At 41.6% G+C, this 25561-nt stretch carries 22 protein-coding genes, 1 riboswitch and 1 other annotated feature; of the genes, 19 read left to right on the top strand and 3 right to left on the bottom strand.

The window, feature by feature from the left end; translation table 11 throughout:
• Nucleotides 1-29: 29 nt before the first annotated feature.
• From KYJ26_RS01795 to KYJ26_RS01720, 16 genes are all read left to right on the top strand, one after another.
• The gene (locus KYJ26_RS01795) at nucleotides 30-560 is read left to right on the top strand and encodes a GNAT family N-acetyltransferase (RefSeq protein WP_257474842.1); all 531 of its coding nucleotides are present in this window, start codon (nucleotides 30-32) and stop codon (nucleotides 558-560) included.
• Between the two features lie 211 nt (nucleotides 561-771).
• A complete protein-coding gene (gene selB / locus KYJ26_RS01790) occupies nucleotides 772-2667 on the top strand; it encodes a selenocysteine-specific translation elongation factor (RefSeq protein WP_219165649.1) in 1896 nt (631 codons plus the stop codon).
• A 55-nt stretch (nucleotides 2668-2722) separates the two neighbouring features.
• Nucleotides 2723-3280, top strand: coding sequence for a VanZ family protein (locus tag KYJ26_RS01785; protein WP_219165648.1), 558 nt, complete (start codon nucleotides 2723-2725; stop codon nucleotides 3278-3280).
• Between the two features lie 118 nt (nucleotides 3281-3398).
• Nucleotides 3399-4613 carry a phospholipase D-like domain-containing protein gene (locus KYJ26_RS01780; RefSeq protein ID WP_219165647.1) on the top strand — a complete coding sequence of 405 codons (1215 nt, stop codon included), beginning with the start codon at nucleotides 3399-3401 and terminating at the stop codon, nucleotides 4611-4613.
• A gap of 99 nt (nucleotides 4614-4712) precedes the next feature.
• Nucleotides 4713-4892 carry a hypothetical protein gene (locus tag KYJ26_RS01775; RefSeq protein ID WP_219165646.1) on the top strand — a complete coding sequence of 60 codons (180 nt, stop codon included), beginning with the start codon at nucleotides 4713-4715 and terminating at the stop codon, nucleotides 4890-4892.
• 233 nt (nucleotides 4893-5125) lie between these two features.
• On the top strand, nucleotides 5126-5779 hold the full coding sequence (locus KYJ26_RS01770; protein WP_219165645.1) for an HAD hydrolase-like protein: 654 nt from the start codon (nucleotides 5126-5128) through the stop codon (nucleotides 5777-5779).
• A 25-nt stretch (nucleotides 5780-5804) separates the two neighbouring features.
• The gene (locus KYJ26_RS01765) at nucleotides 5805-6431 is read left to right on the top strand and encodes an NUDIX hydrolase (RefSeq protein ID WP_219165644.1); all 627 of its coding nucleotides are present in this window, start codon (nucleotides 5805-5807) and stop codon (nucleotides 6429-6431) included.
• A gap of 93 nt (nucleotides 6432-6524) precedes the next feature.
• Nucleotides 6525-7151, top strand: coding sequence for a metal-dependent hydrolase (locus KYJ26_RS01760; protein ID WP_219165643.1), 627 nt, complete (start codon nucleotides 6525-6527; stop codon nucleotides 7149-7151).
• Between the two features lie 57 nt (nucleotides 7152-7208).
• Nucleotides 7209-7452, top strand: a binding site (T-box leader).
• Nucleotides 7453-7509: 57 nt separating this feature from the next.
• The gene (locus tag KYJ26_RS01755) at nucleotides 7510-8508 is read left to right on the top strand and encodes a tryptophan--tRNA ligase (protein ID WP_219165642.1); all 999 of its coding nucleotides are present in this window, start codon (nucleotides 7510-7512) and stop codon (nucleotides 8506-8508) included.
• A 166-nt stretch (nucleotides 8509-8674) separates the two neighbouring features.
• A riboswitch (SAM riboswitch) is annotated at nucleotides 8675-8784 on the top strand.
• A gap of 90 nt (nucleotides 8785-8874) precedes the next feature.
• Nucleotides 8875-9999, top strand: a complete 1125-nt coding sequence (locus KYJ26_RS01750) for a methionine biosynthesis PLP-dependent protein (protein ID WP_219165641.1) — start codon at nucleotides 8875-8877, stop codon at nucleotides 9997-9999.
• Nucleotides 9992-11176: a cystathionine beta-lyase gene (gene metC / locus KYJ26_RS01745; protein WP_219165640.1), complete on the top strand. Its 1185-nt coding sequence runs from the start codon at nucleotides 9992-9994 to the stop codon at nucleotides 11174-11176. Before KYJ26_RS01750 ends, metC begins: the two co-directional genes overlap by 8 nt.
• A 17-nt stretch (nucleotides 11177-11193) precedes the next feature.
• Nucleotides 11194-13044 (top strand): bifunctional homocysteine S-methyltransferase/methylenetetrahydrofolate reductase, encoded by a 1851-nt coding sequence (locus KYJ26_RS01740; protein WP_219165639.1) that lies wholly within the window; start codon nucleotides 11194-11196, stop codon nucleotides 13042-13044.
• Nucleotides 13025-16471, top strand: coding sequence for a methionine synthase (gene metH / locus KYJ26_RS01735; protein WP_219165638.1), 3447 nt, complete (start codon nucleotides 13025-13027; stop codon nucleotides 16469-16471). Before KYJ26_RS01740 ends, metH begins: the two co-directional genes overlap by 20 nt.
• A gap of 900 nt (nucleotides 16472-17371) precedes the next feature.
• On the top strand, nucleotides 17372-18217 hold the full coding sequence (locus KYJ26_RS01730; protein WP_219165637.1) for an STAS domain-containing protein: 846 nt from the start codon (nucleotides 17372-17374) through the stop codon (nucleotides 18215-18217).
• Between the two features lie 197 nt (nucleotides 18218-18414).
• On the top strand, nucleotides 18415-19395 hold the full coding sequence (locus tag KYJ26_RS01725) for a ring-cleaving dioxygenase (RefSeq protein WP_219165661.1): 981 nt from the start codon (nucleotides 18415-18417) through the stop codon (nucleotides 19393-19395).
• 13 nt (nucleotides 19396-19408) lie between these two features.
• The gene (locus KYJ26_RS01720) at nucleotides 19409-20014 is read left to right on the top strand and encodes an alpha/beta hydrolase (RefSeq protein ID WP_219165636.1); all 606 of its coding nucleotides are present in this window, start codon (nucleotides 19409-19411) and stop codon (nucleotides 20012-20014) included.
• Nucleotides 20015-20062: 48 nt separating this feature from the next.
• Here the strand turns inward: KYJ26_RS01720 and KYJ26_RS01715 are convergent, their stop codons facing one another.
• The gene (locus tag KYJ26_RS01715; RefSeq protein ID WP_219165635.1) at nucleotides 20063-20980 is read right to left on the bottom strand and encodes a hypothetical protein; all 918 of its coding nucleotides are present in this window, start codon (nucleotides 20978-20980) and stop codon (nucleotides 20063-20065) included.
• A gap of 189 nt (nucleotides 20981-21169) precedes the next feature.
• Between KYJ26_RS01715 and KYJ26_RS01710 the strand changes: the two genes are divergently transcribed.
• Nucleotides 21170-22240 (top strand): bifunctional transcriptional activator/DNA repair enzyme AdaA, encoded by a 1071-nt coding sequence (locus tag KYJ26_RS01710; RefSeq protein ID WP_219165634.1) that lies wholly within the window; start codon nucleotides 21170-21172, stop codon nucleotides 22238-22240.
• A 98-nt stretch (nucleotides 22241-22338) separates the two neighbouring features.
• A complete protein-coding gene (locus KYJ26_RS01705) occupies nucleotides 22339-22944 on the top strand; it encodes a YitT family protein (RefSeq protein ID WP_219165633.1) in 606 nt (201 codons plus the stop codon).
• 41 nt (nucleotides 22945-22985) lie between these two features.
• Here the strand turns inward: KYJ26_RS01705 and KYJ26_RS01700 are convergent, their stop codons facing one another.
• Nucleotides 22986-23762, bottom strand: a complete 777-nt coding sequence (locus tag KYJ26_RS01700; RefSeq protein WP_219165632.1) for an MBL fold metallo-hydrolase — start codon at nucleotides 23760-23762, stop codon at nucleotides 22986-22988.
• Between the two features lie 179 nt (nucleotides 23763-23941).
• Between KYJ26_RS01700 and KYJ26_RS01695 the strand changes: the two genes are divergently transcribed.
• Nucleotides 23942-24241 carry a TIGR04104 family putative zinc finger protein gene (locus KYJ26_RS01695; RefSeq protein WP_219165631.1) on the top strand — a complete coding sequence of 100 codons (300 nt, stop codon included), beginning with the start codon at nucleotides 23942-23944 and terminating at the stop codon, nucleotides 24239-24241.
• 40 nt (nucleotides 24242-24281) lie between these two features.
• Here the strand turns inward: KYJ26_RS01695 and KYJ26_RS01690 are convergent, their stop codons facing one another.
• Entirely contained in the window at nucleotides 24282-25175 is an 894-nt protein-coding gene (locus tag KYJ26_RS01690; RefSeq protein ID WP_219165630.1) for a glycerophosphodiester phosphodiesterase, read from the bottom strand.
• Nucleotides 25176-25561 lie beyond the last annotated feature (386 nt).

Genomic DNA, 25561 nt, shown 5'->3' with positions numbered 1-25561 from the left:
TAATGAAAAGGGTAGGGGGAATGGAGAAAATGAAAATTCGGCCGATAGAAGTGAAGGATGCTGAAAGAATAGTGGAAATCATGCGCCAAAAGACGGTTTTACCTAATATTATCGCTTTACCAAGTTTAAGGACGGGTAAGTTTGAGGAAAGATTAAAGAGTCCCTCTCCAAGTCAGCATGACTTCGTGGCAGAAGTGGATGGCAAGGTAGTGGGACTATGCGGGTTGAACCAGGGAATCGGAAGGCGTTCACATACGGGAAGTCTATTTGTTTTTATAGATGAAGAGTACCATGGAAAAGGAATCGGAACCGGTCTTATTCAGAATGCAATTGATCTGGCAGATAATTGGCTGATGATCGAAAGGATCGAATTGACAGTCATCGACAGCAACGCTAAAGCAAAAGCTCTGTATGAAAGATTAGGGTTTGAGAATGAGGGGTTCAAACATGGCTCTATCGTTCAGAATGGGCGTTACGCAGGTGAGTATTGCATGGCAAGATTCCGTCAGGGTGGAGCAGTGAAGATGGAATATGATAAAGTGAAGGAACTACAGTATTAAATACAAGGACAGCAGGTGAAAACACATTCGATATTCCAGAGGTATTCTCATTTTTGATATTTTGATAACACTTTTCATTTCCATTTGGGTCGTTAAATCTTTTTGGGATGGTGAAGTGTGGAAGGGGACGCTATTTGCTGTTTGCTTTGCCGTCATGGCAGGCATCCTGATATTCAGGTTTAAAAAGAAGGAATAGGAAAGTGGTGCGGGGATGGAAAAGAGATACTACACGATCGGAATGGCTGGACATATTGATCATGGAAAAACCACTCTTACAAAAGCCCTTACATCTGTTGATACCGATCGTCTCAAGGAAGAAAAGGAGCGTAATATATCTATAGAGCCTGGATATGCTCCACTGTATAATGATGATCATATTGAAATCTCTGTCGTTGACGTTCCTGGCCATGAGCGCTTCATCAGACAAATGATTGCAGGTGTGGCAGGGATCGACCTGGTTGTACTGGTTGTTGCTGCGGATGAAGGAGTGATGCCTCAAACCCGGGAGCATCTTGATATCCTGTCCCTTTTAGATATTAAGCAGACCATTGTCGTATTGACGAAAATTTCAAAAGTAGAAAGGGAAATGGTGGATCTGGCACTTGAAGAAATGATGGAGGAATTGAAAGGTACTGTTTTTGAAGGATCTCCGTTTTTATTAGTTGATAGCCTTTCGGGAGAAGGAGTGAATGAACTGAAAGAAGCCATCATCCATTCCTTGAACTGTCTGCCTTCGAGGAGTATGTCAGGTGAATTACGATTGCCTGTCGATCAGGTCTTTACCATAAAGGGACAAGGAACAGTGGTAAGAGGCACCGTTTATGAAGGCTGTTTGGAAACGGGTCAGGATTTGATGATCCTCCCACAGGGAATACATACGAAGGCGAAACAAATTCAAGTCCACAGTGATAAAAAGGGAGCGGGATATGCTGGTCAACGTGTTGCTGTCAATCTATCCGGAGTGGACTATAAAAAACTTAAACGGGGTAATGTACTGGTTTCCTCACCCCATCTTTATGTGTCTGATACCATTGATGTTTGCCTTGATGTTTTAACGAATGTCAAATATGATATCAAGCAGAGAATGCCGGTCATGGTTCATACTGGGACTTCTGAAGTCCTCGGGAGGCTCGTATTCTTTGATCGGAATAGTGCGAAAAGCGGTACAGGCAATATACTCTGTCAAATCCAACTTAGCGAACCAATCATGGCTAAGAGAGGAGACAGGTTTATTGTGAGAAGGCCATCCCCGGTTGAAACCATTGGAGGAGGATGGATCATTCAACCGAACGGCGGGAAATATCGGTATGGAGAAGGTACGATTGAACTCCTTCAAGCAGAAACAGAGGGTACTCCAAAGGACCGGATTTTGAAAGTCCTTGATCGATATAAATCTGCAAATAGGGGATTTCTATTGAGAGAAACTTCTCTGCCAGAAGAGAGAATGGAAAAACTACTCCAAGGACATGAATGGATCGAGCTTTCTGATTCCACGGTTACCCATTGTAAAATCACAGAAGAATGCAGGAAAATGATTGATCAGGTTGTTTCGAAGTATCACAAAGATTTCCCGTTGTACAGGGGAATCAATTCAGGAGAATTAAAACAATCCTTGAAAGAATACCCAGGATCATTAATTGATTATGTATTGGAGCAAGGAACGTACATTCAAGAAAGTGGACGTGTATATATAGAGGGGTTCTCACCTCAAATTCCCCATGAATGGGAGAAAAGATGCGGAAATCTTCTCTCGTTACTGGAGACTGATGGAAATAAAGTGAGAGATATGGAAGAGTATTTCGAACAAGCAGGGATACCGGAAAATTGGCGTTCAGACTTTTATCATTATTTTGTACAGGAAAAGAAAATAGTACCTTTGGATGACCGCAAAGCATATTCATCCAAAGTCTATAGCGAAGCCATTACGAGATTGAAGCACCATACCAATGATACATTTCATATTGGAGAAGCGAAGGAAGTGTTGGGTGTATCCAGAAAGTACATGATTCCGTTTTTAGAAAAGCTGGATAAAGAAGGCTTGACGATTCGCATGGAGGGGAAACGTAAATGGGTGAGCAATGTTCATAAAGTTGGAAAAGAAATTTAAAGTGAAAATTGTTGCTGAGAAGTTTGCATTATAGAGGAAAGAAGGCTAAAGGACTATGAAAGAATTATGGAGCGCATTCGGATGGGTTCTTCCAATCATGTTCATTGTGACGATTACCCTTTTCTTTGCGATCTCCTTCTGGAAGAAAAGAAAGGGAAAAGGGCGATGGATGAATCTGCTGCCGGTTTTATTTACGTGTATTTCTATAGGAGGCATCTGTTTGATCACTCTAACTCCGCTTACCGGTGGCAGTGTGTCTGAAGGATCTGTGAATTTTGATCCCTTCTCCAATCTGAAATTGAACTTAATCTATCGTAACCATCTTGATGTGCCAATCAGGAATCTCCTGGCCAATATTTTATTGTTTATTCCCTTTTCATTTTTCCTCGCCTGGTGGATGAGACACTCTAAACAACTGATCATAATGGTCACTTTTTTAGGAGGAATATTTTCATTTGGTATTGAACTTGCACAATTTTACCTTCCTTTGGGAAGAGCGACGGATATCGATGACTGGATCATGAATACACTTGGAGCGGGAATTGGAGGCATACTCTTTGCCCTGGTCCGATATTTTTATCATTTGTTGAAAATCAATAAGGTAATCAGGTGAAGCGTCGACACGAAGTCGGCGCTTCATTTTTTTCTGCGTGATTCACAAACTTTCATAAGGTATGCATAGTCCTTTCCCGTAAACAAAAGCTAACAGAAAGTAGGAAAGGGGAAGGTCCATGATTAATAAATGGTTGCAAGGTCTCGTGGTCATTGGTGGAACCCTCGTGACATTATTCCTTATCATGCATTGGGACGTAAGACATGGTGTCAAAAACTACACGAAAAACCATCCGATGACAGAAACCCTTTCTGGGAACGCATCTATAGATATTTTCAATACAGGGAACAGTTTCTATAATAGTCTTTTTAAAGATATTGAAAGCGCAAATCACCATATTTGGATCCACTTCTTTATCATTCGGGATGACCGGGTTTCCGATGATTTCTTCGATGCATTGATTGATAAGGCTAATAGTGGAGTGGATGTTCGTTTATCGGTCGACTATTTGGGTTCGGATATAAAAAATGATACAATCAAGCAATTGAAAAACGGGGGTGTCAAAGTCCTGAGAAGCCGGCCCCTTTCCTTTAAGAATTTGTTTTATTCCCTTCATCATCGTAATCATCGCAGGCTCATTTCCATAGACGAAGATATTGCTTATATAGGAGGGTTCAATATGGGCGTTGAATATCTAGGCGAAGATCCCAAGCTTGGATATTGGAGGGATTACCATCTCCGGTTGAAAGGTTATTCTGTGAAAGAGGTGTATCAACAGTTCAAAAGGGATTGGATGGAGGATGGGGGGGGCATTGTGAAGAGTGATCAATCTGATTTTCCTGCGACTGATAACCGGGAGGGAAATGTTCATTTCATTTTTTCAACAGGTACTCCGCTGATTGAGAGAACCATTGAATGGATCGACGGTGCAAATGAGAGCGTAACGATTACAACTCCCTACTTCATTCCGAATAAAAAGCTGGTTGAAGCGTTAGAAAAAGCCGCAAAAAGAGGTGTTGTGGTCAATATTCTCGTCCCGGACGATACTGATGCCTGGTTCACTAAGCCTCCGAGCTATCGAATAGAAAAAAACCTCTTAAAGGTTGGAGTGAATCTATATTTGTACCAGAAAGGTTTTTTCCATGGGAAGGTCATGGTGATCGACCACAAATGGGCCGACGTCGGGACAGCCAATTGGGATCCCCGCAGCTTTCATTTAAACGACGAAAGCAATTGTATCATTAGAGATGAAGGAGTTGCGGTGAAGTTGGAATCCCTTATCAATAAGGATATAAAGGATAGTGAGAAATTGACAAGGAAAGCCTTTGATGAGTTACCATCATGGGAAAAGGCTTTACAGAAAACACCACAGTGGCTCTATTATTATTTTTAATGCAGTCAAGCTAATAAAATTTTTGTTGAATAAGAAAATATGGTAAAGTGTTCTCATATAGTAAAGATAAACACACCTTACTGAAGAAAGGGATTGTCCATGAGCGAGCTCTTGTTTATAGCTTTGTTTGTTCTTTCGTTAATGGCATTTACGTTTTTTAACGTGTCGAAGAAGAAGCATGTTTCCAAGTATCACAGGTCGCTGGCAGTCACGATTGTCATCTTCTCTGTGATCGGCATGATGTTGACGGTCCTTTATTACCTGCCCAACGCATCCTGAAGTACATGGAAAACCATTGAAAGCAAAGGACACAAGAGAGGGGTCTCGAGTGTCTTTTTTTTGTGCTATTCCTGGTGAATGATTGACCGATGACTTGATCTGTCACGGAAATAAACATCGGGGACTCTCAAATGGACGTATATTTGATATGATAAGAGCTGGTTCTATTTCAGTGACCGGGTCAGACTTAACACCAAAGATGATTGTGCTTAAGACAATAAAGGAGAATATAGATGAAAGCTGCAATGATATTTGACTTGGATGGAACGTTGTTTCAAACACATCTTATACTTGAAGATGCGCTTCATGATGCTTTCCTATCCCTTAGAGATGAAGGGATATGGACGGGTGAAGTACCCGTCTTTTCATACAGGGAACTCATGGCTGGATCCTTCGCGTCTATGTGTGCACACCTGCTACCTGACGACAAAGTGATGCAGAACAAAGTGAATGAACGGTTTCAAGCAAAACTTCAACAAAATGCTCTAAATGGAAAGGGAGACTTATTTACCCATGCAGAGGAACTATTAACTTATTTGGCAGACATGGGATCCCTAATCATTGTAATAAGTAACAGTTCCACTCAATACATACAAACAATCGTGGAACATTATTCGCTGGATCGGTGGGTTTCGTCCATTTACAGCATGCAGGATATGGAAACGAACAACAAAGGTGACGCAATAAGAAGAGTAAAAGAGGATCATGATCTCACACACGGAGTGGTGATTGGAGATAGAATACAGGATTTTAAGGGTGCCGAGGAGAATCATTTTCTTTCAATCGGCTGTGCCTTTGGGTTTTCAGAAGAACAAGAGTTGCTTGAAGCTGACATAGTGGTGGAGGATTTGATGGAGATCAAAACCTACTTAGAGAAAGTTAAATAAATTGAAGGGGAACAGGAGGGGTCCTATGGAGAGCGAACGACTGGCCATATTGAATGAAAATGGTGAGAGGCTTGGTGTTGCTAGCCGATCAGAGGTACATAAGAAGGGGTATTGGCATGAAACCTTTCACTGCTGGCTTGCCTATTATGATGTCATCAAGCTGGATTCCTTTATCTATTTTCAATTAAGAAGTCGTGAAAAAAAGGATTTTCCAGGTCTTCTGGATATAACAGCTGCAGGTCATATTTTATCTCATGAGAAGATTGAAGACGGTGTGAGAGAAGTCCATGAAGAGCTTGGGCTCATGGTGCCGTTTGAACATTTACAACCCATGGGAATGGTGAAGGGAGAGCTTTTTCAGGAGGGACTGGTAGACAGGGAGCTATCCCATGTATTCCTCTATTCTGTGCCAATATCCTATGAGGAATTCCAGCCGGATCCTTTAGAAGTGGCAGGTATATTTCGGACCGCCCTTGTCGATTTCAAATCACTTATTCAAGGTGAAACAACAGAAATAGAATTAGAGGGATTCGTGCTGAAGAACGATGGAGAAAGAGAATATAAACGTTATAAGGCGGGTTATAGTCATTTTGTCCCTCATAAAAGGTCATATCTTCTGGAAATTATCAACCGAATCTCTGCACATTTATAAAAAGTAAGGCATCTTTCCCATAGTCATATAGATTAATAAAGACTATTATAGAAATCTAATATATACATAAGAAAGCATAGCAGGAGGACACAATTGAACGGTACAGCACATATGACCATTGGAGCAGCATCAGGATATATTGTGGCCAACTCGTTTGGAACAAGCCCAGGGATTACTGTAGCACTCGTAGCAATAGGCGGGGTATCTGGACTGATGCCCGATATGGATATTGACGGAAAGCTGAGTAACAAGGTTACCCTATCACCTAAAATGATCCGAGCAGTTGCGCAAATCATCGGATTTCTAATGATGGTCTATAGCTATCTGGAAGGTGCAGGAAGCGAACGGTGGTTAGGGGTCGGATATGGGGCAGGAATGATTGTACTCACAGGTTTCATTACCCAGAGGAGGATGCTCATGATCACCGGCATTGGGGTCACGGCATGTGGTTGGCAGTTGAATGAGACGTGGTTATGGTTATTGGGTATCTATATTATCATTGCCTCATGGGTTTCACACCGGAGTTATACTCACTCCATTCTTGGTGTAGTATATTTTGGCGTGATTGCACACTTCCTCGAATCTTCCTTGATGATCGAGGGAGTCTTTGAAGCCTGTGTAATCGGATATATCAGTCATCTGATAGCGGATATGAAATACCTTCCTTTTAATAAGAGAGGTATTAAACTTTTCCTTCCTCTTTCATCGAAAGAATTCTAAATTCTTTCTCAATCTCTTGACCATTATTTACCGATCAATTAAAATAATGGAAAATAGTTTAATGCGATGAGAAAGAAGAGTAGGCGTTTGAAACATATTAGAGAGCTGATGGTTGGTGAGAATCAGTATGTTGAATTCGTTGAATGGGCTTTTGAGCATCCAGGCTGAAATAAAGTAGGCTACGGCGGATAGTCTCACCGATAAAAGAGACGATGTATCGAAGGCAACTTCTGTACATGCGAGTGCGTTTACTGGAACAGTAGGCGAATGAAGGTGGCACCACGGGTTTCCCGTCCTTTTTATAGGGATGGGAAGCCCTTTTTGTGTTATTTTAGAATGAAAAGTGAGGGGAATAGGGTTGAAAAAACAAGTTCTGACCGGAATTAAACCTACAGGAAGGATTCATTTAGGTAATTATATCGGTGCAATAAAACCTGCTTTGAAATTAGCAGAAAATGATTTTTACAACACAGCCTATTTTGTAGCGGATTACCATGGTCTTACGAAAATTCATAATCAGGCTGAAATGAAAGAACTGACTTATGGAGTTGCGGCAGCTTGGTTAGCATTAGGACTCGATCCAGACCGGGCAATCTTTTATCGTCAGTCTGATATACCTGAGATTTTTGAATTAAGCTGGATTCTAGCATGCTTTGCACCTAAAGGATTATTGAATCGAGCACATGCATATAAATCAATTGCTGAAGAAAATCATAAGATGGGCAGGGAAGCGGATGCCGGGGTCAATATGGGTGTATTCACTTATCCCATACTAATGGCGGCAGATATCCTGTTATTCCAAACGGAGATCGTCCCTGTAGGAAAGGATCAAATTCAGCATGTTGAAATCGCAAGGGACCTTGCAGAAAATTTTAACAAGCAATATGGAGAAACCTTTGTACTTCCCGATTACATTATAGAGGAAGAAACGGCTGTACTGCCAGGACTGGATGGAAGAAAAATGAGTAAAAGTTATAACAATACGATTCCCTTATTCGAAGAGCCAAAAAAGCTTCAAAAATTAATCAACAAAATTAAAACAGATTCTTCTCCTCCTGAAGAACCTAAAAATCCAGAATCGTCCATCATATTTTCTTTATACAGAGAATTTGCAACACCCGAACAAGTAGAAGAAATGAGAAAAAGGTATCAAAGAGGAATAGGCTGGGGGCAAGCGAAGAAAGAACTTTTTGAAGTCATGAATTCATTTATTGAAGAACCGCGAGCACAGTATGAGGCACTAATGGCCAGCCCTGAAAAATTGGATGCCATTCTACAAGAAGGTGCTGTCAAGGCAAGAAAAAAGGCGATTCCCTTTATGACAGAGATAAAAACAAAGATAGGGATCTTTCATTGAGATTCACGCCTAAACGCATTTGTTGTTCGGTTATTCAGTCTGAAGAAAACGCCTTCGGATGAATAGGTACATTTGTATTATTTTCGGATAATTCATAATTATCATTGACTTTCGTGCTTCTTTGTTATAAGTTATGGGAAAGTTATTTTTCACAAAATCATATAGTTTCTTATCAAGAGAGGTAGAGGGACTGGCCCGAAGACACCTCAGCAACCAGCCGTGAGTTTAGGTATGGTGCTAATTCCAGCAAGTTGATGTCAACTTGGACGATAAGAGGGAGAACGAATGTACAAAACCTTCTTATTTTCAGTAAGAAGGTTTTTTGTTTTTTCCCTTTTCGTATTCAAGATAGAAAAGGAGAGAAGAATGTTGAAAAATCATATTGATACAATGCTTGTCCAGGCAGGAAATCGGAAAGATCCTGCAACGGGTGCTGTGAGCCTGCCCATTCATTTGTCGACTGCCTATGAACATAAAGGGATTGGACAATCGACAGGTTATGATTACACAAGAACTGGAAATCCAACACGTGCTACTTTAGAGGATACCCTTGCGCGCTTGGAGGAGGGTCATAAGGCATTTGCCTTTAGTTCGGGTATGGCAGCGATTCAGGCCATTCTTAGCTTATTTAATAGTGGGGATGAATTGATTGTTTCAAAAGACTTATACGGCGGAAGCTATCGTTTATTCATACAGTATGAAAGACAATACAGTATCAAATTTCATTTCGTCGATACAAGTGATCCTGTCTCCATTGAAAAACAAATCACTAACAGAACCAAGGCCATTTTTCTCGAAACACCGACCAATCCATTAATGAATGAAGCAAGTATTTCTGAGGTTTCCCGACTCGCTAAACGTAACGGTTTGCTATTAATTGTTGATAATACCTTCTATACACCGATCCTGCAGAAACCACTTAGTGAAGGAGCAGACATTGTAATCCACAGTGCGACAAAATACTTAGGGGGGCATAATGACGTTTTGGCAGGTGTTGTGATTGTAAAGACAGAGGAACTGGGGGAAAAAATCTACACCGTTCAAAATTCTATCGGTGCAGTTCTATCACCATTCGATTGTTGGCTCTTATTAAGAGGAATGAAAACACTTAGTCTCAGAATGGCTCAACACGAAAAAAATGCTAAAGAAGTCACACAGTTTCTTGATTCGCATGAATATGTAACAGACGTTTTGTATCCGGGTAAAGGAGGCATGCTGTCCTTTCGTATAGCAAAGGAAGAATGGGTTGCTCCCTTTCTTCAAAAACTAAACATTATTACGTTTGCCGAAAGTTTAGGGGGGGTTGAAAGCTTTATCACCTATCCCGCCACTCAAACACATGCAGACATTCCTGAAGAAGAGCGAAACAGGTTAGGTATCTGCAACAGACTTCTACGGTTCTCTGTAGGAATTGAATATATTGATGACCTGATTGAAGATCTGGAGAATGTTTTTCAACAATTGGAAAAAGAGGTGCTTACGTATGAGTAAAAAACCATTTTCACTTCAGACGTCACTCATTCATTCTCACGGATTTGATAAAGAAACAGGAGCGGTCTCTACGCCAATCCATCATGCAACAACTTTTCATCAACAGGATTTCGATCAGTACGGAACCTATGACTACAGCCGATCGGGAAATCCAACGAGGGAAACCGTCGAGGAAACGATAGCTGAGCTCGAAGGAGGGATAAGGGGCTTTGCCTTTTCATCGGGAATGGCGGCAATCTCCACAAGCTTTTTATTATTGTCGAGCGGGGATCATGTTCTCGTATCAGAAGAAGTGTACGGTGGGACCTACAGGATGATCACGGAAGTCCTCACTAAGTTTGATATTGAATACTCCTTTGTGAACATGAAGGACCTGCATGAAGTGGCTTGTTCAATAAAACACAATACAAAAGTGATCTATATGGAGACACCATCGAATCCACTCCTGAACATCACGGATATTGAGGGAGTCGTGAAGCTTGCCAAGGCAAATGGATGTTTAACGTTTCTTGATAATACATTCATGACTCCACTGCTTCAAAGACCGATCAGTCTGGGTGTAGATGTTGTCCTCCACAGTGCCACGAAGTTTCTTGCCGGGCATAGTGATGTCTTAGCGGGGCTTGCGGTAACGGGTGATGAAGAGATTGCCTCGAAGCTTGCTTTCCTTCAGAATTCGTTCGGAGCGGTACTCGGGGTACAAGATTGCTGGCTTCTCTTGAGGGGACTCAAAACTCTGCATGTAAGATTGAAGGAATCTTCAGAATCCGCATATAAGATTGCTACCTTCCTGGAAAACAGAAAGGAAGTAGAAGAAGTGTACTACCCTGGCTTGAGCTATCATCCCGGTCGTGAAATACAAGTTCGACAAGCTGAGGGTCCTGGGGCGGTTCTTTCCTTCCGATTAAAAGGGGAAGATGAAGTAAAGCAACTCATACAAAATATAAATATTCCCGTATTTGCCGTCAGTCTGGGAGCAGTAGAGTCCATTTTATCCTATCCATCAAGAATGTCACATGCTTCCATGCCCAAAGAGGAACGAGAGCGGAGAGGGATTACTGATGGTTTATTACGATTGTCAGTAGGACTTGAAAACGTGGATGAATTAATTTCCGATCTTAAAAAGGGTTTGGATAGTATACAAGAAATCAATCGAGACAACGTAATAAATTTATAGTAAAAGGAGGGGATGTCATGAAGCCGTTGCTGGAAGCACTGAAAGAGAGAATCTTACTTGCAGATGGTGCGATTGGAACGTTGTTGTATTCATATGGAGTGGACAGATGCTTTGAAGAGCTGAATCTTTCTCACCCAAATGAAGTGTTGAAAGTCCATAAAGAGTATATTGATGCAGGAGCAGATATCATACAGACCAATACGTATGGAGCCAATTATCAAAAGCTTTCCAGATACGGATTGGAGGATTCGGTTAAAGAAATTAATACAGCTGCAGTGCGTCTGGCAAGAAAAGCTGCGGGAGAGAACACCTATATTCTGGGCACGATCGGGGGAATCAGGGGCATTAAACAAAATGTGTCCCTCGAAGAAATCAAAAGAAGCTTTCGTGAACAGCTATACTGTTTATTATTAGAGGGTGTAGATGGCATACTGCTTGAAACCTTTTATGATTTCGAAGAATTAACCACTGTATTAAACATTACTAAACGTGAAGCAGACATTCCTGTTATTGCTCAAGTTTCCCTTCATGAAACCGGAGTTCTTCAAAATGGAATGGAAATAAAAGACGCCCTTCTACAATTAGAATTACTGGGAGCCGATGTTGTCGGCATCAATTGCCGCATGGGGCCATTTCATATGGTGAATTCCCTGGAGGGGGTACCACTACCAAAAAGGGCGTTTCTATCCGTCTATCCGAATGCCAGTCTGCCGAACTATGAAGAAGGTCGATTCTATTACTCTGCTGAACCTGATTACTTTGGTGATATAAGCAACGAATTGAGACTGCAAGGTGCAAGAATCATTGGTGGCTGCTGCGGAACCACACCTGATCACATTCGTTCTGTAGCTGCAAGGTTAAAAAGCCGGGAGCCCGTGAAAGAAAAAAAGGTTAAAAAGAAAAAAGTTGTTCAGTTATCGTCACCTTCTATCAAGGCAAACTTGCTGCATGAGCAGGTAAGAGAAAATAAAACGATCATTGTTGAACTAGATCCACCTAAACACCTTGACACGAAGCTATTCTTCCAAGGTGCTGAGGCATTAAAGGAAGCTGGAATTGATGCACTAACGCTTGCTGATAATCCGTTAGCGTCGCCTCGAATAAGTAATGATGCCATTGGAAGCCTGGTCAAATCTAAGTTTGACCTTACACCTTTGGTCCACATCACTTGCCGGGATCGAAACCTGATTGGACTTCAGTCCCATTTAATGGGCTTACACACGTTAGGGATACACAATATATTAGCGATAACGGGTGACCCTGCCAAGATTGGAGATTTTCCAGGGGCAGCCTCCGTTTATGATTTATCTTCCCTCGAACTCATTGAATTGATTAAACAGAACAATGAGGGTATATCCTTTTCCGGTAAATCACTCCGGGAACGAACTCAATTTTCAGTAGGTGCAGCTTTTAATCCGAATTTCCGTCATTTAGACGCTTCTGTAAAAAGACTTGAAAAGAAAAAGAAAGCAGGTGCTGACTATTTTATTTCTCAACCGATCTTTGGGAAAGAGCAGCTGTTTCAAGTACATGGGGCTACAAAGCATTTAGATGTTCCCATTTTTATAGGGATCATGCCGCTGATCAGCTCAAGAAATGCAGAGTTTCTCCATCATGAAGTACCTGGGATAAACGTTCCAGAAGAAACAAGACAAAGAATGAAGGAAGCAGGAAGTGATCCTGTCGTTGCAAGAACAGTTGGAATGGAGATAGCAAAAGACTTACTTGATACAGCAATAGAACTTTTTAATGGGATTTATCTTATCACGCCTTTTGTCAGGTACGATATGAGCATTGAACTGATTCATCATATACAAGAGAAAACCAACACAGAAAGAGAGGTTCCCTATGGCCATCACTTTGTTTGAAGAACAGCTTAGGAAAAAAATACTTGTACTCGATGGAGCAATGGGAACGATGCTTCAACAAGCGAATTTATCCCCGGAGGATTTTGGTGGAGAAGAGCTTGAGGGCTGTAATGAAAATCTGGTATTGACAGCGCCGGAAGTCATTTATCAGATTCATCTGGAATATTTGAAAGCCGGAGCTGATGTGATTGAAACAAACACCTTTGGTGCTACCCCCATTGTACTGGACGAATATGAGATAGGCTCAAAAGCATATGAAATTAATAAAATAGCAGCTGAAATCGCCAAAAGAGCTGTAGAAGATGTCTCAACCTCCGAGTGGCCCAGGTTTGTTGCAGGATCTCTAGGTCCCACTACCAAAACCTTATCCGTAACAGGAGGAATAAGCTTTGATGCGTTAGTAGAAAACTATCGTGTTCAAGCAGAAGGTCTTCTCGATGGAGGCGTTGATGTACTACTTCTCGAAACGAGTCAGGATGCTTTAAATGTAAAAGCGGCAAACCTCGGCATTCGAACTGCCTTTGACTCCAAAGGGAAAGAGATTCCCATATTGTTATCCGGAACCATTGAGCCGATGGGCACTACACTCGCTGGGCAGACAATCGAAGCATTTTATTTATCCCTTGAACATTTAAACCCTTTGGTCGTTGGTCTGAACTGTGCAACCGGACCTGAATTTATGAGGGATCATATTCGTTCCTTATCAAGTTTGGCAACTACCTATGTCAGCTGTTATCCGAATGCAGGATTACCTGATGAAGAGGGAAATTACAATGAGACTGCTGATTCACTCAGTGTAAAGATGAAGGGTTTTGCTGAGAAAGGCTGGCTGAATCTTGTTGGAGGGTGCTGTGGAACCACACCGGAGCACATCCGTGCCCTTTCAGAAGTGGTGAAGGGATTACCTCCTCGTAAACCTAAAGAATCTCATCCTCATGCAGTGTCAGGAATTGAACCGTTTGTTTATGAAGATCCAGATAGAAGACCGATTCTGGTCGGTGAACGGACGAATGTCATCGGTTCGCGAAAATTCAAACGATTGATCGCAGAGAATAAGATAGAAGAAGCGTCAGAGATTGCGAGAGCGCAAGTGAAAAATGGAGCTCAGGTAATCGATATCTGCCTTGCGGATCCCGATCGTGAAGAGGTAGAAGATATGAATGTATTTATCCAGGAAGTGGTGAAAAAAGTAAAAGTTCCACTTGTTATTGATTCGACGGATGAGAAAGTGCTTGAGACCGCATTGAAGTATTCTCAAGGAAAAGTAATTATTAACTCGATTAATCTGGAAGATGGGGAAGAACGGTTCGAGAAGATAACAAAATTGATGAAGGAATACGGAGCAGCGGTGGTGGTAGGCACAATTGATGAAAAGGGAATGGGAGTGTCTGTAGAGCGAAAGGTAGACATTGCCATCCGCTCACATAAACTGTTAACTGAGAAATATGGAATAGCTTCAGAAGACATCATCTTTGACCCCCTTGTATTCCCTGTGGGAACAGGAGATCAGCAATATATCGGTTCAGCCAATGCTACAGTTGAAGGGATAAGACAGATAAAGGAATTCTTTCCTGAGTGCCCTCATATCTTAGGGGTTAGTAACGTATCATTTGGACTGCCCCCTGTCGGAAGGGAAGTCCTAAATGCGGTATATCTTTACCACTGTACGAAAGCGGGCCTTGATTATGCCATCGTCAATACGGAAAAATTAGAGCGTTTTGCCTCCATTCCTGAAGAAGAGGTTCGAATGGCCGAGAAACTCCTTTTTGAGACGACCGATGAAACACTGGCAGAATTTACAGCGTTTTATAGGGGTAAAAAGAAAGAAGTAAAGGTACCAGTCAACACGATGACATTGGAAGAAAGGCTGGCACATTATGTGGTGGAAGGGACGAAGGAAGGACTGATTGACGATCTAAATATCGCCTTGGAAAAGTATGACGCACCCCTTGAAATCATCAATGGGCCCCTTATGGCTGGAATGAGTGAAGTCGGAAGGTTGTTTAATGATAACCAGTTGATCGTAGCGGAAGTATTACAAAGTGCAGAGGTAATGAAAGCATCCGTAGCTCATCTGGAACCGCATATGGAACAAACGGAAAATTCTTCTTCAAAGGGAAAGGTGATCTTGGCTACGGTTAAGGGAGATGTTCATGATATTGGTAAGAATCTTGTTGATATTATCCTCAGTAACAATGGATATGAAGTAATTGATTTAGGCATTAAAGTGACACCACAGGAACTGATCGGGGTCATACGGGAAGAAAAGCCCGATATCGTAGGTTTGTCCGGACTCCTTGTGAAGTCTGCCCAGCAGATGGTCATTACTGCCCAAGACTTAAAACAGTCTGATATATCAGTTCCTCTGGTAGTAGGAGGTGCGGCCCTCACCCGAAAATTCACTACAAATAAAATTGGCAGGGAATACGATGGCCTGGTTCTTTATGCGAAGGATGCAATGGATGGACTTAGCATCATGAATGGGATTCAACATGAAGAAACGAGGCTGCGGTTGGAAGAGGAGAGTCGCGAAAAATTAAGAAAGGTCGTATCGACTGAAGAATCTCCGAATCGAAATACATCTTCTGTTGCGGTGAAAATACGTTCCACTGTTTCAAAAGATGTAAAAGTCCATGTTCCTTCTGACTTGATTCCCCACACCATTAAAGAATTTTCACTTGATCAAATCCATCCCTACATTAATCAGCAGATGCTTCTTGGGCATCATTTAGGGATCAAAGGGAAAATTTCAAGATTACTGGAAGAAGGAGACGAAAGAACGGTCGGCCTTAAAGCAGTGACGGATGAATTGTTCCAAAAAGCAAAAAAGGAAGGGATGATTCAGGCATCTGCTCGATATCAATTCTTTCCGGCTCAATCTGAAGGTGATGATGTTGTTATCTATCACCCGGATGATTCCTCCACAGAAATAGAAAGATTTCATTTTCCAAGACAAATCGGAAACCAACATCTGTGTTTAGCGGATTACTTAAGGCCGGTAGCAAGTGGAGAAATGGATTATGTCGGTTTTTTTGCCGTCACAGCCGGTGTGAAAATCAGGCAGTGGGCGAAGGAATTGAAAGAGAAAGGAAGGTTCCTCGAAAGCCACGCACTCCAGGCTATCGCTTTAGAAACAGCAGAAGGACTCGCAGAAAGAGTACATGAAATGATGAGAAGCCGTTGGGGATTCCCCGACCCTGTTGACTTGACAATGCAGGACCGGTTCAGGACTCATTACCAGGGACAACGATTTTCATTTGGATATCCTGCATGTCCTGAGCTTGAAGATCAGAAAAAGTTGTTTAAGCTAATTCAACCTGAAAGAATCGGGATTCAGTTAACAGAAGGCTGTATGATGGAACCGGAAGCTTCCGTAACCGCCATGGTCTTTGCTCACCCCGAAGCAAGATATTTCAATGTACTATAAACCATAGTAAAAAGGCAACTTCTCAGAGTGGAGTTGCCTTTTTCATTGATGTCGCTAGGTTAAATAGTAATTCTTATTAAACTGCCGGTAGAATCCCCAGGGATTCCTTGTTATAAGAAAAATGGATAATTGGATAATGTAAGAACTTAAGGTTAAGGGTTTTTGGATGAAGGATAATCGGCTTGTAGAGTAATAAAGGGGAAACAGAGATTAAGAAGAGTGATTTTCTGTTTTAACACTTTGATTACTGAACGTTGTTTCAATTATTTCAAGTATTCTTTCTTCTGAGAATCCGGTGACCATCGATAGATTAAGTAAACTCGGTTTGATTCCGATTGACAAACAAAAATGATAGGCACTTCGGATAGCAAGTGTATCAATACACTTTCGAGTCAGTTTCTTCTTCATTCTCTCATCAGCTCCCAACAATTTTGACATATGACTCAGTAGTAGCTTTACGACATCATATTAAGATTCGGGGTTGGTTTCTAATAGGAGATCCCTATACATCAAAATAGTATATCGAGACATACCCTTGCTGTCTGTTTCACTATCAATATCATCATTATACACTTTATATTGTGAATTGTAGAGTTAAATTACAAAATGTTGTAATGTTTTTGGAAAATACACATTCTTCTGATAGTATATTGGTTATTATTATGATAAGCACATATAGCGCTGGTAAATAAAATGGGTTTTGAAGTTGATTTTTATCAGTGTTCTACCCTCTTGAATGACTTTGTTCCCTGATTGTGTATATAATAAAGGGGAGTAAAGGTAGTATCAATGTTTTTTAGGGATTAGCTCCTTGAAGAGTATGATTTCCAGACTGCTCATAATGTCAGATAGGAAATAAGAAGTTAGTCATTTTGTTCGATATTGTAGGAGGAATCATACATGCATAGAAACAAGGAATTACATACTTTTTTATTAAGTAGGGCTCGTCAATTGACAGATGAGTGGTATGACTCTCTGGATAAAAATGCGACAAGTGGTGTTTATTCTTCAAAAGATCCGAAAGTGGTAGAAAAATTAAAAAGTCAAAACTTTCAGTTTCATGGTATCCTGTGTCATGTTTTTGCTGAGGATATGGAAACGTTTCATAAAAAATTAGATGAATGGGTTTTGTCCATTGCCAGTGATAAAGAACATTTAGAGACGCCCACTCACCATATTCTTAAGGAGTTTATGAGGGTTAGAAATCAATACCTGGATTTCTTGAAGGAATATGCTGAAGAGCATACAAATGAAGGTATAGTTGATTCGTTGAATATGTGGAGCAAGGTGCTCATTGAAGCATTTGATCGAGTAATGCTGCGATTTGTAGAGTTGCAGTCTGAAGTCGTAGATCAGCAGCTACTGAATCAGCAGGAAATCATCAATGAACTAAGCTCACCAATCATTTCACTAAATTCCGAAACAGCTCTTTTACCTCTTGTCGGAAATATTGACCCTTCCAGAGCAGAGCTTATATTAGAGAATGCTTTGGAACAATGTGTTGCAATGGAAGTCTCCCAACTATTTATTGATTTATCCGGAGTCGTGTTAATTGACACGATGGTAGCGCATCAAATTTTTCAACTAATTGATGCACTTCAGCTGATCGGAGTAAAACCGATCTTATCAGGTCTGAGACCCGAGATAGCACAAACTGCGGTTCAACTGGGATTGAATTTTGAAAATCTCACCATTACATCCACTTTGTCACAGGCATTGACCATTAAACAAAATGAAGACGTGTAAGTTAGAAAAGCATCCTTATGTACGGATGCTTTTTTTTTGATCAAGTTGCCCCGACTCAATGACCAAGGCGATTAAAAAGGAATTTCCACAATATATATTTGTTAATAAGTCTTGAAATTAAATATCTTGAATTAAAGATAATTATCGTGTATGATATAGGTAATAGGAAATACTATTATTCAAGGAGTGAACTTATGATGAACCTTAAACCATTAAAGGGGCAGCATCACGTTTCTGCCATTACCGCCAATGCAAAGAAAAACTATGAATTTTATACGAAGACCCTTGGCTTACGATTAGTGAAAAAATCCATTAACCAAGACGATACCTCTGTCTACCACCTTTTCTATGCAGATGAGAGAGGGAACCCGGGGACGGACCTTACATTCTTTGAAATCCCACATGCAGGAAACACATATACGGGTACGAACAGCATTTCAATGACTGCACTAAGGGTGAATAACGATGATTCCTTGGCTTATTGGAAACAACGTTTTGAAGAGTTTGGTGTAGAACATGACGATATTTCCCATCATACCGGGCGTGCTACATTGAGCTTCCTTGATTTTGAAGGACAGCGACTTATGCTAGTATCAGACGAAATGAATGATGGGGTGGCTGGAGGAAAACCGTGGGTTAAGAGTCCGGTTCCTGTTGAACACGGGGTACTCGGTTTAGGGCCCGTCACTTTAACGGTTGCCCGTGGAGATGATACAGCAGTTGTGCTTACTGAAGTATTGGGCTTTAAAGAAACAAGGAGCTTTCCTTCAGATATTAAAGGGCAGCCTGATATACGCGTATTCGAAACAGGGGAAGGTGGAACTGGAGGAGAGGTGTATCTTCAAGAAAGAAGCGATATCCCACGGGAAAGACCTGGTCGAGGAAGTGTCCATCACGTTGCTTTCCGTGTAGAAGACGAAAGTGAACTTCAAAAATGGGTGGAGTGGATCACTCAAAACCGTTTGCCGAACTCAGGTTTTGTAGAGCGCTACTATTTCCGTTCCCTTTACTTCCGTGAACCAAATGGAATCCTCTTTGAACTTGCAACAGACGGTCCCGGCTTTGAAACGGATGAGGAGTTCGATACATTAGGTGAAAATTTATCGCTTCCTCCTTACTTCGAATCTCAAAGAGAATCTATTGAAGCGAAATTAAAGCCATTGGATACGAAAGAATAAGGAGGGAAATAACTTGAAACATCTATACAAGCAGGGAAACAAAAAGCTGCCTACACTCTTATTGCTTCATGGAACAGGTGGGGATGAACGTGATTTACTTCCCCTTGCCGCAATGATAGCACCTGAAGCTTCCGTATTAAGTGTAAAAGGAAACGTGGATGAAAATGGCATGGCCCGTTTTTTTGCCCGCTTACGAGAAGGTGTATTCGATGAGGAAGATTTGCTCTTCCGTACGCGCGAATTGAAAGAATTCATTGATGAGAGCGCAGTTGATTATGGATTTGATCGTGACAATGTCGTAGCTTTGGGGTATTCGAATGGTGCAAACATCGCAGCCAGCTTGATGTATCATATAAATAAATCTTTAAAGGGAGGTATCCTGTTTCATGCCATGGTCCCACGGAGGGGTGTAGATCTGCCTGAATTAAATGGTGTTCCCGTCTTCATCGGTGCAGGGAAGCGTGATCCTCTTATACCAATGGCCGAGACTGAAGAACTTGTGAAGAATCTAAAGAATGCCCATTCATCTGTTACTGAGTTTTGGACAGATGGAGGCCATGAGCTTCGTCGGGAGGAAGTGGAAGAGGCGAAGCGATGGTTTGAGGAAAACTTTCAATGATGGTTGAAACTCCGGTGACAAATGTCGCCGGAGTTTATTTATGATCATTTAGGGAGTGGGAATCACCCGATATGCCCGGAATATCCTTAACATGTTAAGGGTCAGAATTCCCCGCCACTCTGTTTCCGCAACTTTCCATTCATCCTCATATTGCCCGAACCAGGACCATTTGGGTTGCCAATACCCTTCTGGACACTGGTTTTCTGATTCCCAATTCAACTGCATTTGTATTTCTTCTTTAAGTGACTCATAAAACGGAGAGGATGGGTCGCCCGCAATCTGCAGTGGTTTTGCCACATATTGATCCCACTTTGAAGGATCGGTGCAGACTGTATTCCTTACGTTGGATATGAGGAATTCCAGCACATTTTTTTTCTTTTCCCCACTCAGCTCTTGTGATAGCCTCTGATAACAGAGAAAATCATGCATTTCGAGGGGGATGGATAGATCACTAAGTTCCTGGAGGGCTTTATCCGTCCATTCCGTCAGGCGAGGATGCAGTGGGAAATACTTATGGAAATAGCCTACGATTTCTGCATTGGGGTTCGCCCAGGTGGCTTGTACCCCGCAATGTCCCTTTTGATGATCGAAGTGCCACCAGGGAGCATGCGGCACTGTATTGACCGTTTCCGAAACGGCATTCCATCCTTGTAGTTCCTCGCTATAAGTGTTATTTAGGTAATCCATTGCCCTTTTGATTATGGGATGATTGGCAGGGAGTGCTAAGTTCTTCGCAATTTGTAAACCTATGGTTGTAGCGAGTGGAGAGGAACCTTTCAACCGAAAGTCAGGTTCAATGGCTTGACCGAAACCTCCATCTTCATTTTGAAAGGAAGATAACTCCTGGATGACATCATCCATACTTCCGTCCTCGAAGTAAAAGCAGTATAACTTTTGTTCGAGAGGTCTGGCGTAAAGCTTAATATATGCTCTCGCATTTTTCCATTGCTGGGTAGAGAGGGTCATATGGAGAACTCCTTTTGCTTTTAATTTGTTTCTATTTATATATTTTCTGTTTTTCGGGGGGATTTCCTTCAATATGTAGAGGATAAATTCAGGGGCATCTCTTTTCAAATTACGATGCCTGATTTTCGGCGGCATCTTTAATTGAGTATATTATAATAAAATTATGAGAGGGATAAGGAGGGAATGAAGATGATATCGTTAAAGGTAAAAAAGGAGTACTATCAGGCATTGTTGGAAAAAAAGACGGAATATGAGGGTGTATTTTATGTGGGAGTAAAGACGACCGGTGTTTTTTGCAGACCGGCTTGTCCTGCCAGAAAACCGAAGTTCGAAAACTGCGAATTCTTTGAGACGGCAGAACAAGCAATGCTTGCGTCATTTCGCCCCTGCAAGAGGTGTAAACCTTTATCCCACCCGGATAGTGTTTCTGAAGTGGTAAAGATATTAGTAGAGGCTGTAGAAGGTAATCCGGAGAAGCGTTGGAAGGATAAGGATTTCAATGAGTTATCCATAGATTCGTCCACCGCACGCCGTCAATTTAAGAAGAGGTTTGGAATGACATTTGTTGAATACGCCAGAGCAAGGAGAATGGGGCTTGCGATGAGGGAAATCAGGGCAGGTTCCCAGGTCATTGATGCCCAGATTGCAACAGGGTATGAATCAGGAAGCGGCTTCCGGGATGCCTTTTCAAGGATAATGGGAACACCTCCAGCCTCTTCAAGGACTCACACTGTGTTTCATGCAGCATGGATCGATACAAAACTGGGACCGATGATTGGGGTTTCTGATGAAAAAGCTCTATATTTATTAGAGTTTGTTGACAGACGGGGGCTTGAGCGGGAAGTGGAGAGGTTAAGGGAGAAAAGTAAGGCGGCAATCATTCCCGGGACCACCGAGCCCCTTCAATTGATTGAAGAGGAGCTGAACGCTTATTTCAATGGTGATCTGTCAGAATTTAAAACCCCTTTCTTTATACAAGGCTCACCATTTCAAAAGGGCGTTTGGAATCAACTGAGGAAAATTCCAGTTGGTGAAACATGGTCTTATACAGAATTGGCGAAAAAGATTAATCATCCATCTGCTGTTCGTGCAGTGGCAAGGGCCAATGGTTGTAATCAGCTTGCCATCATCATTCCTTGCCACAGAGTAATAAGGGCGAACGGGGATCTGGCAGGATATGCAGGAGGCCTCACCAGGAAAAAATGGTTGATTGAACATGAAAGGAAGATGGCAGATAGAATGAGTCTACCGGGTAAATAGAAGGACTTGGGTATTATGAGTAAAGGATGTTGCGGACTTTATCAATAGCTACTAGACTATTGATTAGAGTCCTTTACAGAATAGGGTGCAAAATACATATGGGGATTTTGAAAAAAGCTGCTATATTAGGATTGGCATCATGTATACAAGGATTGGCCATGGCTGTGTTTTTATTCCCTCACTTCATCCCATCGGGTGGGGCGGCAAGTCTGAGTGTTTTATTTAATTACGTATTCCAAATTCCTTTTGCCGTTACCCTGTGGGTGCTGAATGCATGTTTATTGGGGGCAGCGGTGAAATGGCTCGGGAAGCAAAGTGCCCTGTGGACCATGTATTGCGTTACCGTCACATCCGGGGTAGTTGACGTGTCAGGTTCACTAATCACAGGGACTGTTTCTTTTGTACTCGTGGATCTTCTGATTGGAAGCATCCTTTTTGGGTTCGGGGTCGGGATTCTTTTCAGAATGGGGGCGTCTTCTGGTGGAATGGACATATTAGCTCTTATCATTTCTAAGCTGAATGGGTATGCCCCTGGGAAAATGTTATTCATTATTAATGGAAGTGTCCTGCTTCTGACTGGTTTTGTCATCGATTTTACCATCATTTTATATGCCATTGCATGTCAATATGTCGCAACAAAAATAGTGGACGTCATGATCAACCTTGATATTAAAGGAAGACTTACACGTCTTGGGAATTATTAAATGGAAGGTCCGTCCCTCAAATGCAAAGGGCGGACCTTTTTTTAGGATATTTCTTTGATGATGGACTTGATCGTATGTGCGGGGGAGTTTTCAAAGAATGAGATGTACTGAAATAGTTTGTTTCTAGGGAAAAGTTGTTTTCGAATTTCCTTAGCTGATTTTCCTTCCAAGTATGCTTTAGTGACGGAATCTTGAAGATCCAGAAGATAATCTCTTTTCTTCTCCAGCAATTTTCTACCGTGTTTAAGGTGTCCTTGATGAGAGCAATATACTTCTTGAAAAGAGTAGGACAGGGTCTTGTTGATGGATCGGATCAATTCCGGGACGGATTCAAATGAAAAATTAGAAGTCGGTGAATGGAATAAATACAAATCCCCCGAAAAGCAAATACCTTTTTCTTCATCAATGAGTACAATATGATCTTCTGCGTGTCCGGGCGTATGGACAATTTGGAAGAAATGGTTTTCGGTCTCAATCACATCTTGTTGTATTCCTTCCGGATGAAATGGTGCACGGTTATGCCAGAATAAGGATCGATAGAATGGAAGATTGGTCCTCTGATTGCATTTTTTCACTCCTAACGGATGAATCCATTGAGGCAAGGAATAAAATCTTTCAATCCAGGCACTATTGCCCGTATGGTCCTCATGATGATGTGTATGAATGACCCTGTTGATTGGAAGCTCTTTTACAATCGAGCGAACTTCATTTCTCATACTGTACGGTCCGGTATCCACCAGAACATCATCCACGCGAAAAATATATACGGGCATTTTTTGACCTAACGTTTCAACAGTTAATTTAAATAATTGTATCAATGAAGTTACCCCTTATGTATAAGTGTTATAGTACAATATTCGGAAAAACCCGGGAAATCCCTGCAAGGAATTTTATCTTTTTAAGATTTAGAGGGACGGACCTCTAATTTTATCTATTCGTCTTATCCTGAAAATGATAAACTAGAGAAAAAGAGTCGTCACACCTAGGGGGAAGTGCTTTGCAGAAGTGTAATATATGCAACAATCAATTTGAGTGGAAGGACTTATTATTCTCGATTTGGAGGTCTTACAGGCCAATTGAATGCAGCCAGTGTGGTAAAAGGCATACCATCAATTTTGTTTCAAAATTCATTGTGTCCTTTCTCATTTTGGTACCGGCCGTGGTATTTGGATTACTGGTTGCACCACAGCAGGGATTATCAAAACCGGTGACATTCGGCCTTCTCGTGTTAATGGCGTTTATTATCTCACTTATTCTTCCGCTTTTCGTTAAATATGAATATAAGCAAAGATCATAAAGAGAGAGCTGCCGTTTAAGGCAGCTCTTTTCAATAGGAATTATTTCCTTTTCATTTCTTTTAATACTTCCTGGAGTCGATCGGGATAGTTGGTGAACATTCCGGTCACACCCCATTCAATCAACCTTCTCATATCTTCTTTTTCTAAAACAGTATAAGGGTGGATCATAAGGTCATGAGCTCGGACTTTATCTACATATTCTTCATCGATTTTCTTGAAGCTCATTCCTAGCCCCACTGCATATTCCTCATAATGGTCTAGCTGTGCGTTTGTGATGGTAGCATTGGTCTTATAATCAATTAACTGAACAAGGGGGATGTCCTCATTCATTTCATGGATTTTTTGGAGGCTAGCCTCACTGAAAGACTGAATGATCACTTTACTTGAAGGGCCATTTTGCCTTGTCAGGTTGTACTCATCTAATAATTCCAGCAATTTTTCCTCCATACCCGGATATACTTCAGGTGATTTTGTTTCAATATAGTAGTGCTTGTCTTTTCCGAAATGTTGAATGATTTCTTCGAGTGTTTGTACCTTTAGCCCGTCATATTCTGACTTAGCTTTTTCAGGATATATGTCATTGAACCAGGAACCGGCATCCAATTCTTTAATCTCCTTCAAGGTATAATCTTTTACCAGTCCGGTTCCATCCGTTGTACGGTCGAGTGTTTCATCATGCATCGCAATCAATTCACCGTCTTTTGTCATTTGGAGGTCTAGCTCTATGTAGTCTCCGCCCATTTCCTCACCCATTTCATACGATGGAAGAGTATGCTCTGGAGCATAGCCCGAACCTCCTCTATGCGCTATGTTCAATATTTTGTTGTCATTCATAGAGGGATGCCTTGTATCCGCAAGTGCAGGCTGAACGGAAGAGGCACCTACCCCTATTATGGCAGCGGTTAAACAAACCTTTTTTACGAGTGTATTCATTTTACATTCTCCCTTCTGATATAAGCTCATAACAAGGATATAAAATGAATGTGAAAGGAAATCCTCATGTTTGCAAAGTTGTTGTGAACAATTCATTAATGGAATATGACAGCTGAGACGATAGACGCATGTCAAAAGAATGCAGAATAATTTACAACATAAGGAAAACACTAAAGAAAAGGCTGTTTTCGTAAACATTGTTGCTTTTGGATGTAGCGAGTGGCGGTTGATTGCAGCGAGTGGTGCTCGCTTTCCGCGGGGCTGGCGGTGAGCCTCCTCGGGCTTCGCCCTGCGGGGTCTCACCTGTCCAGCTACGGCGGCTAGCCCCTCGAGGTCATAAGCTAAATGGCCCAAGAAGGCAAAAGAACGCCTTCTTAGCCCATTCA

This window comes from Rossellomorea orangium (assembly GCF_019334305.1).
GTDB lineage: Bacteria > Bacillota > Bacilli > Bacillales > Bacillaceae_B > Rossellomorea.
This window is presented reverse-complemented; position numbering and strand designations above follow the sequence as displayed.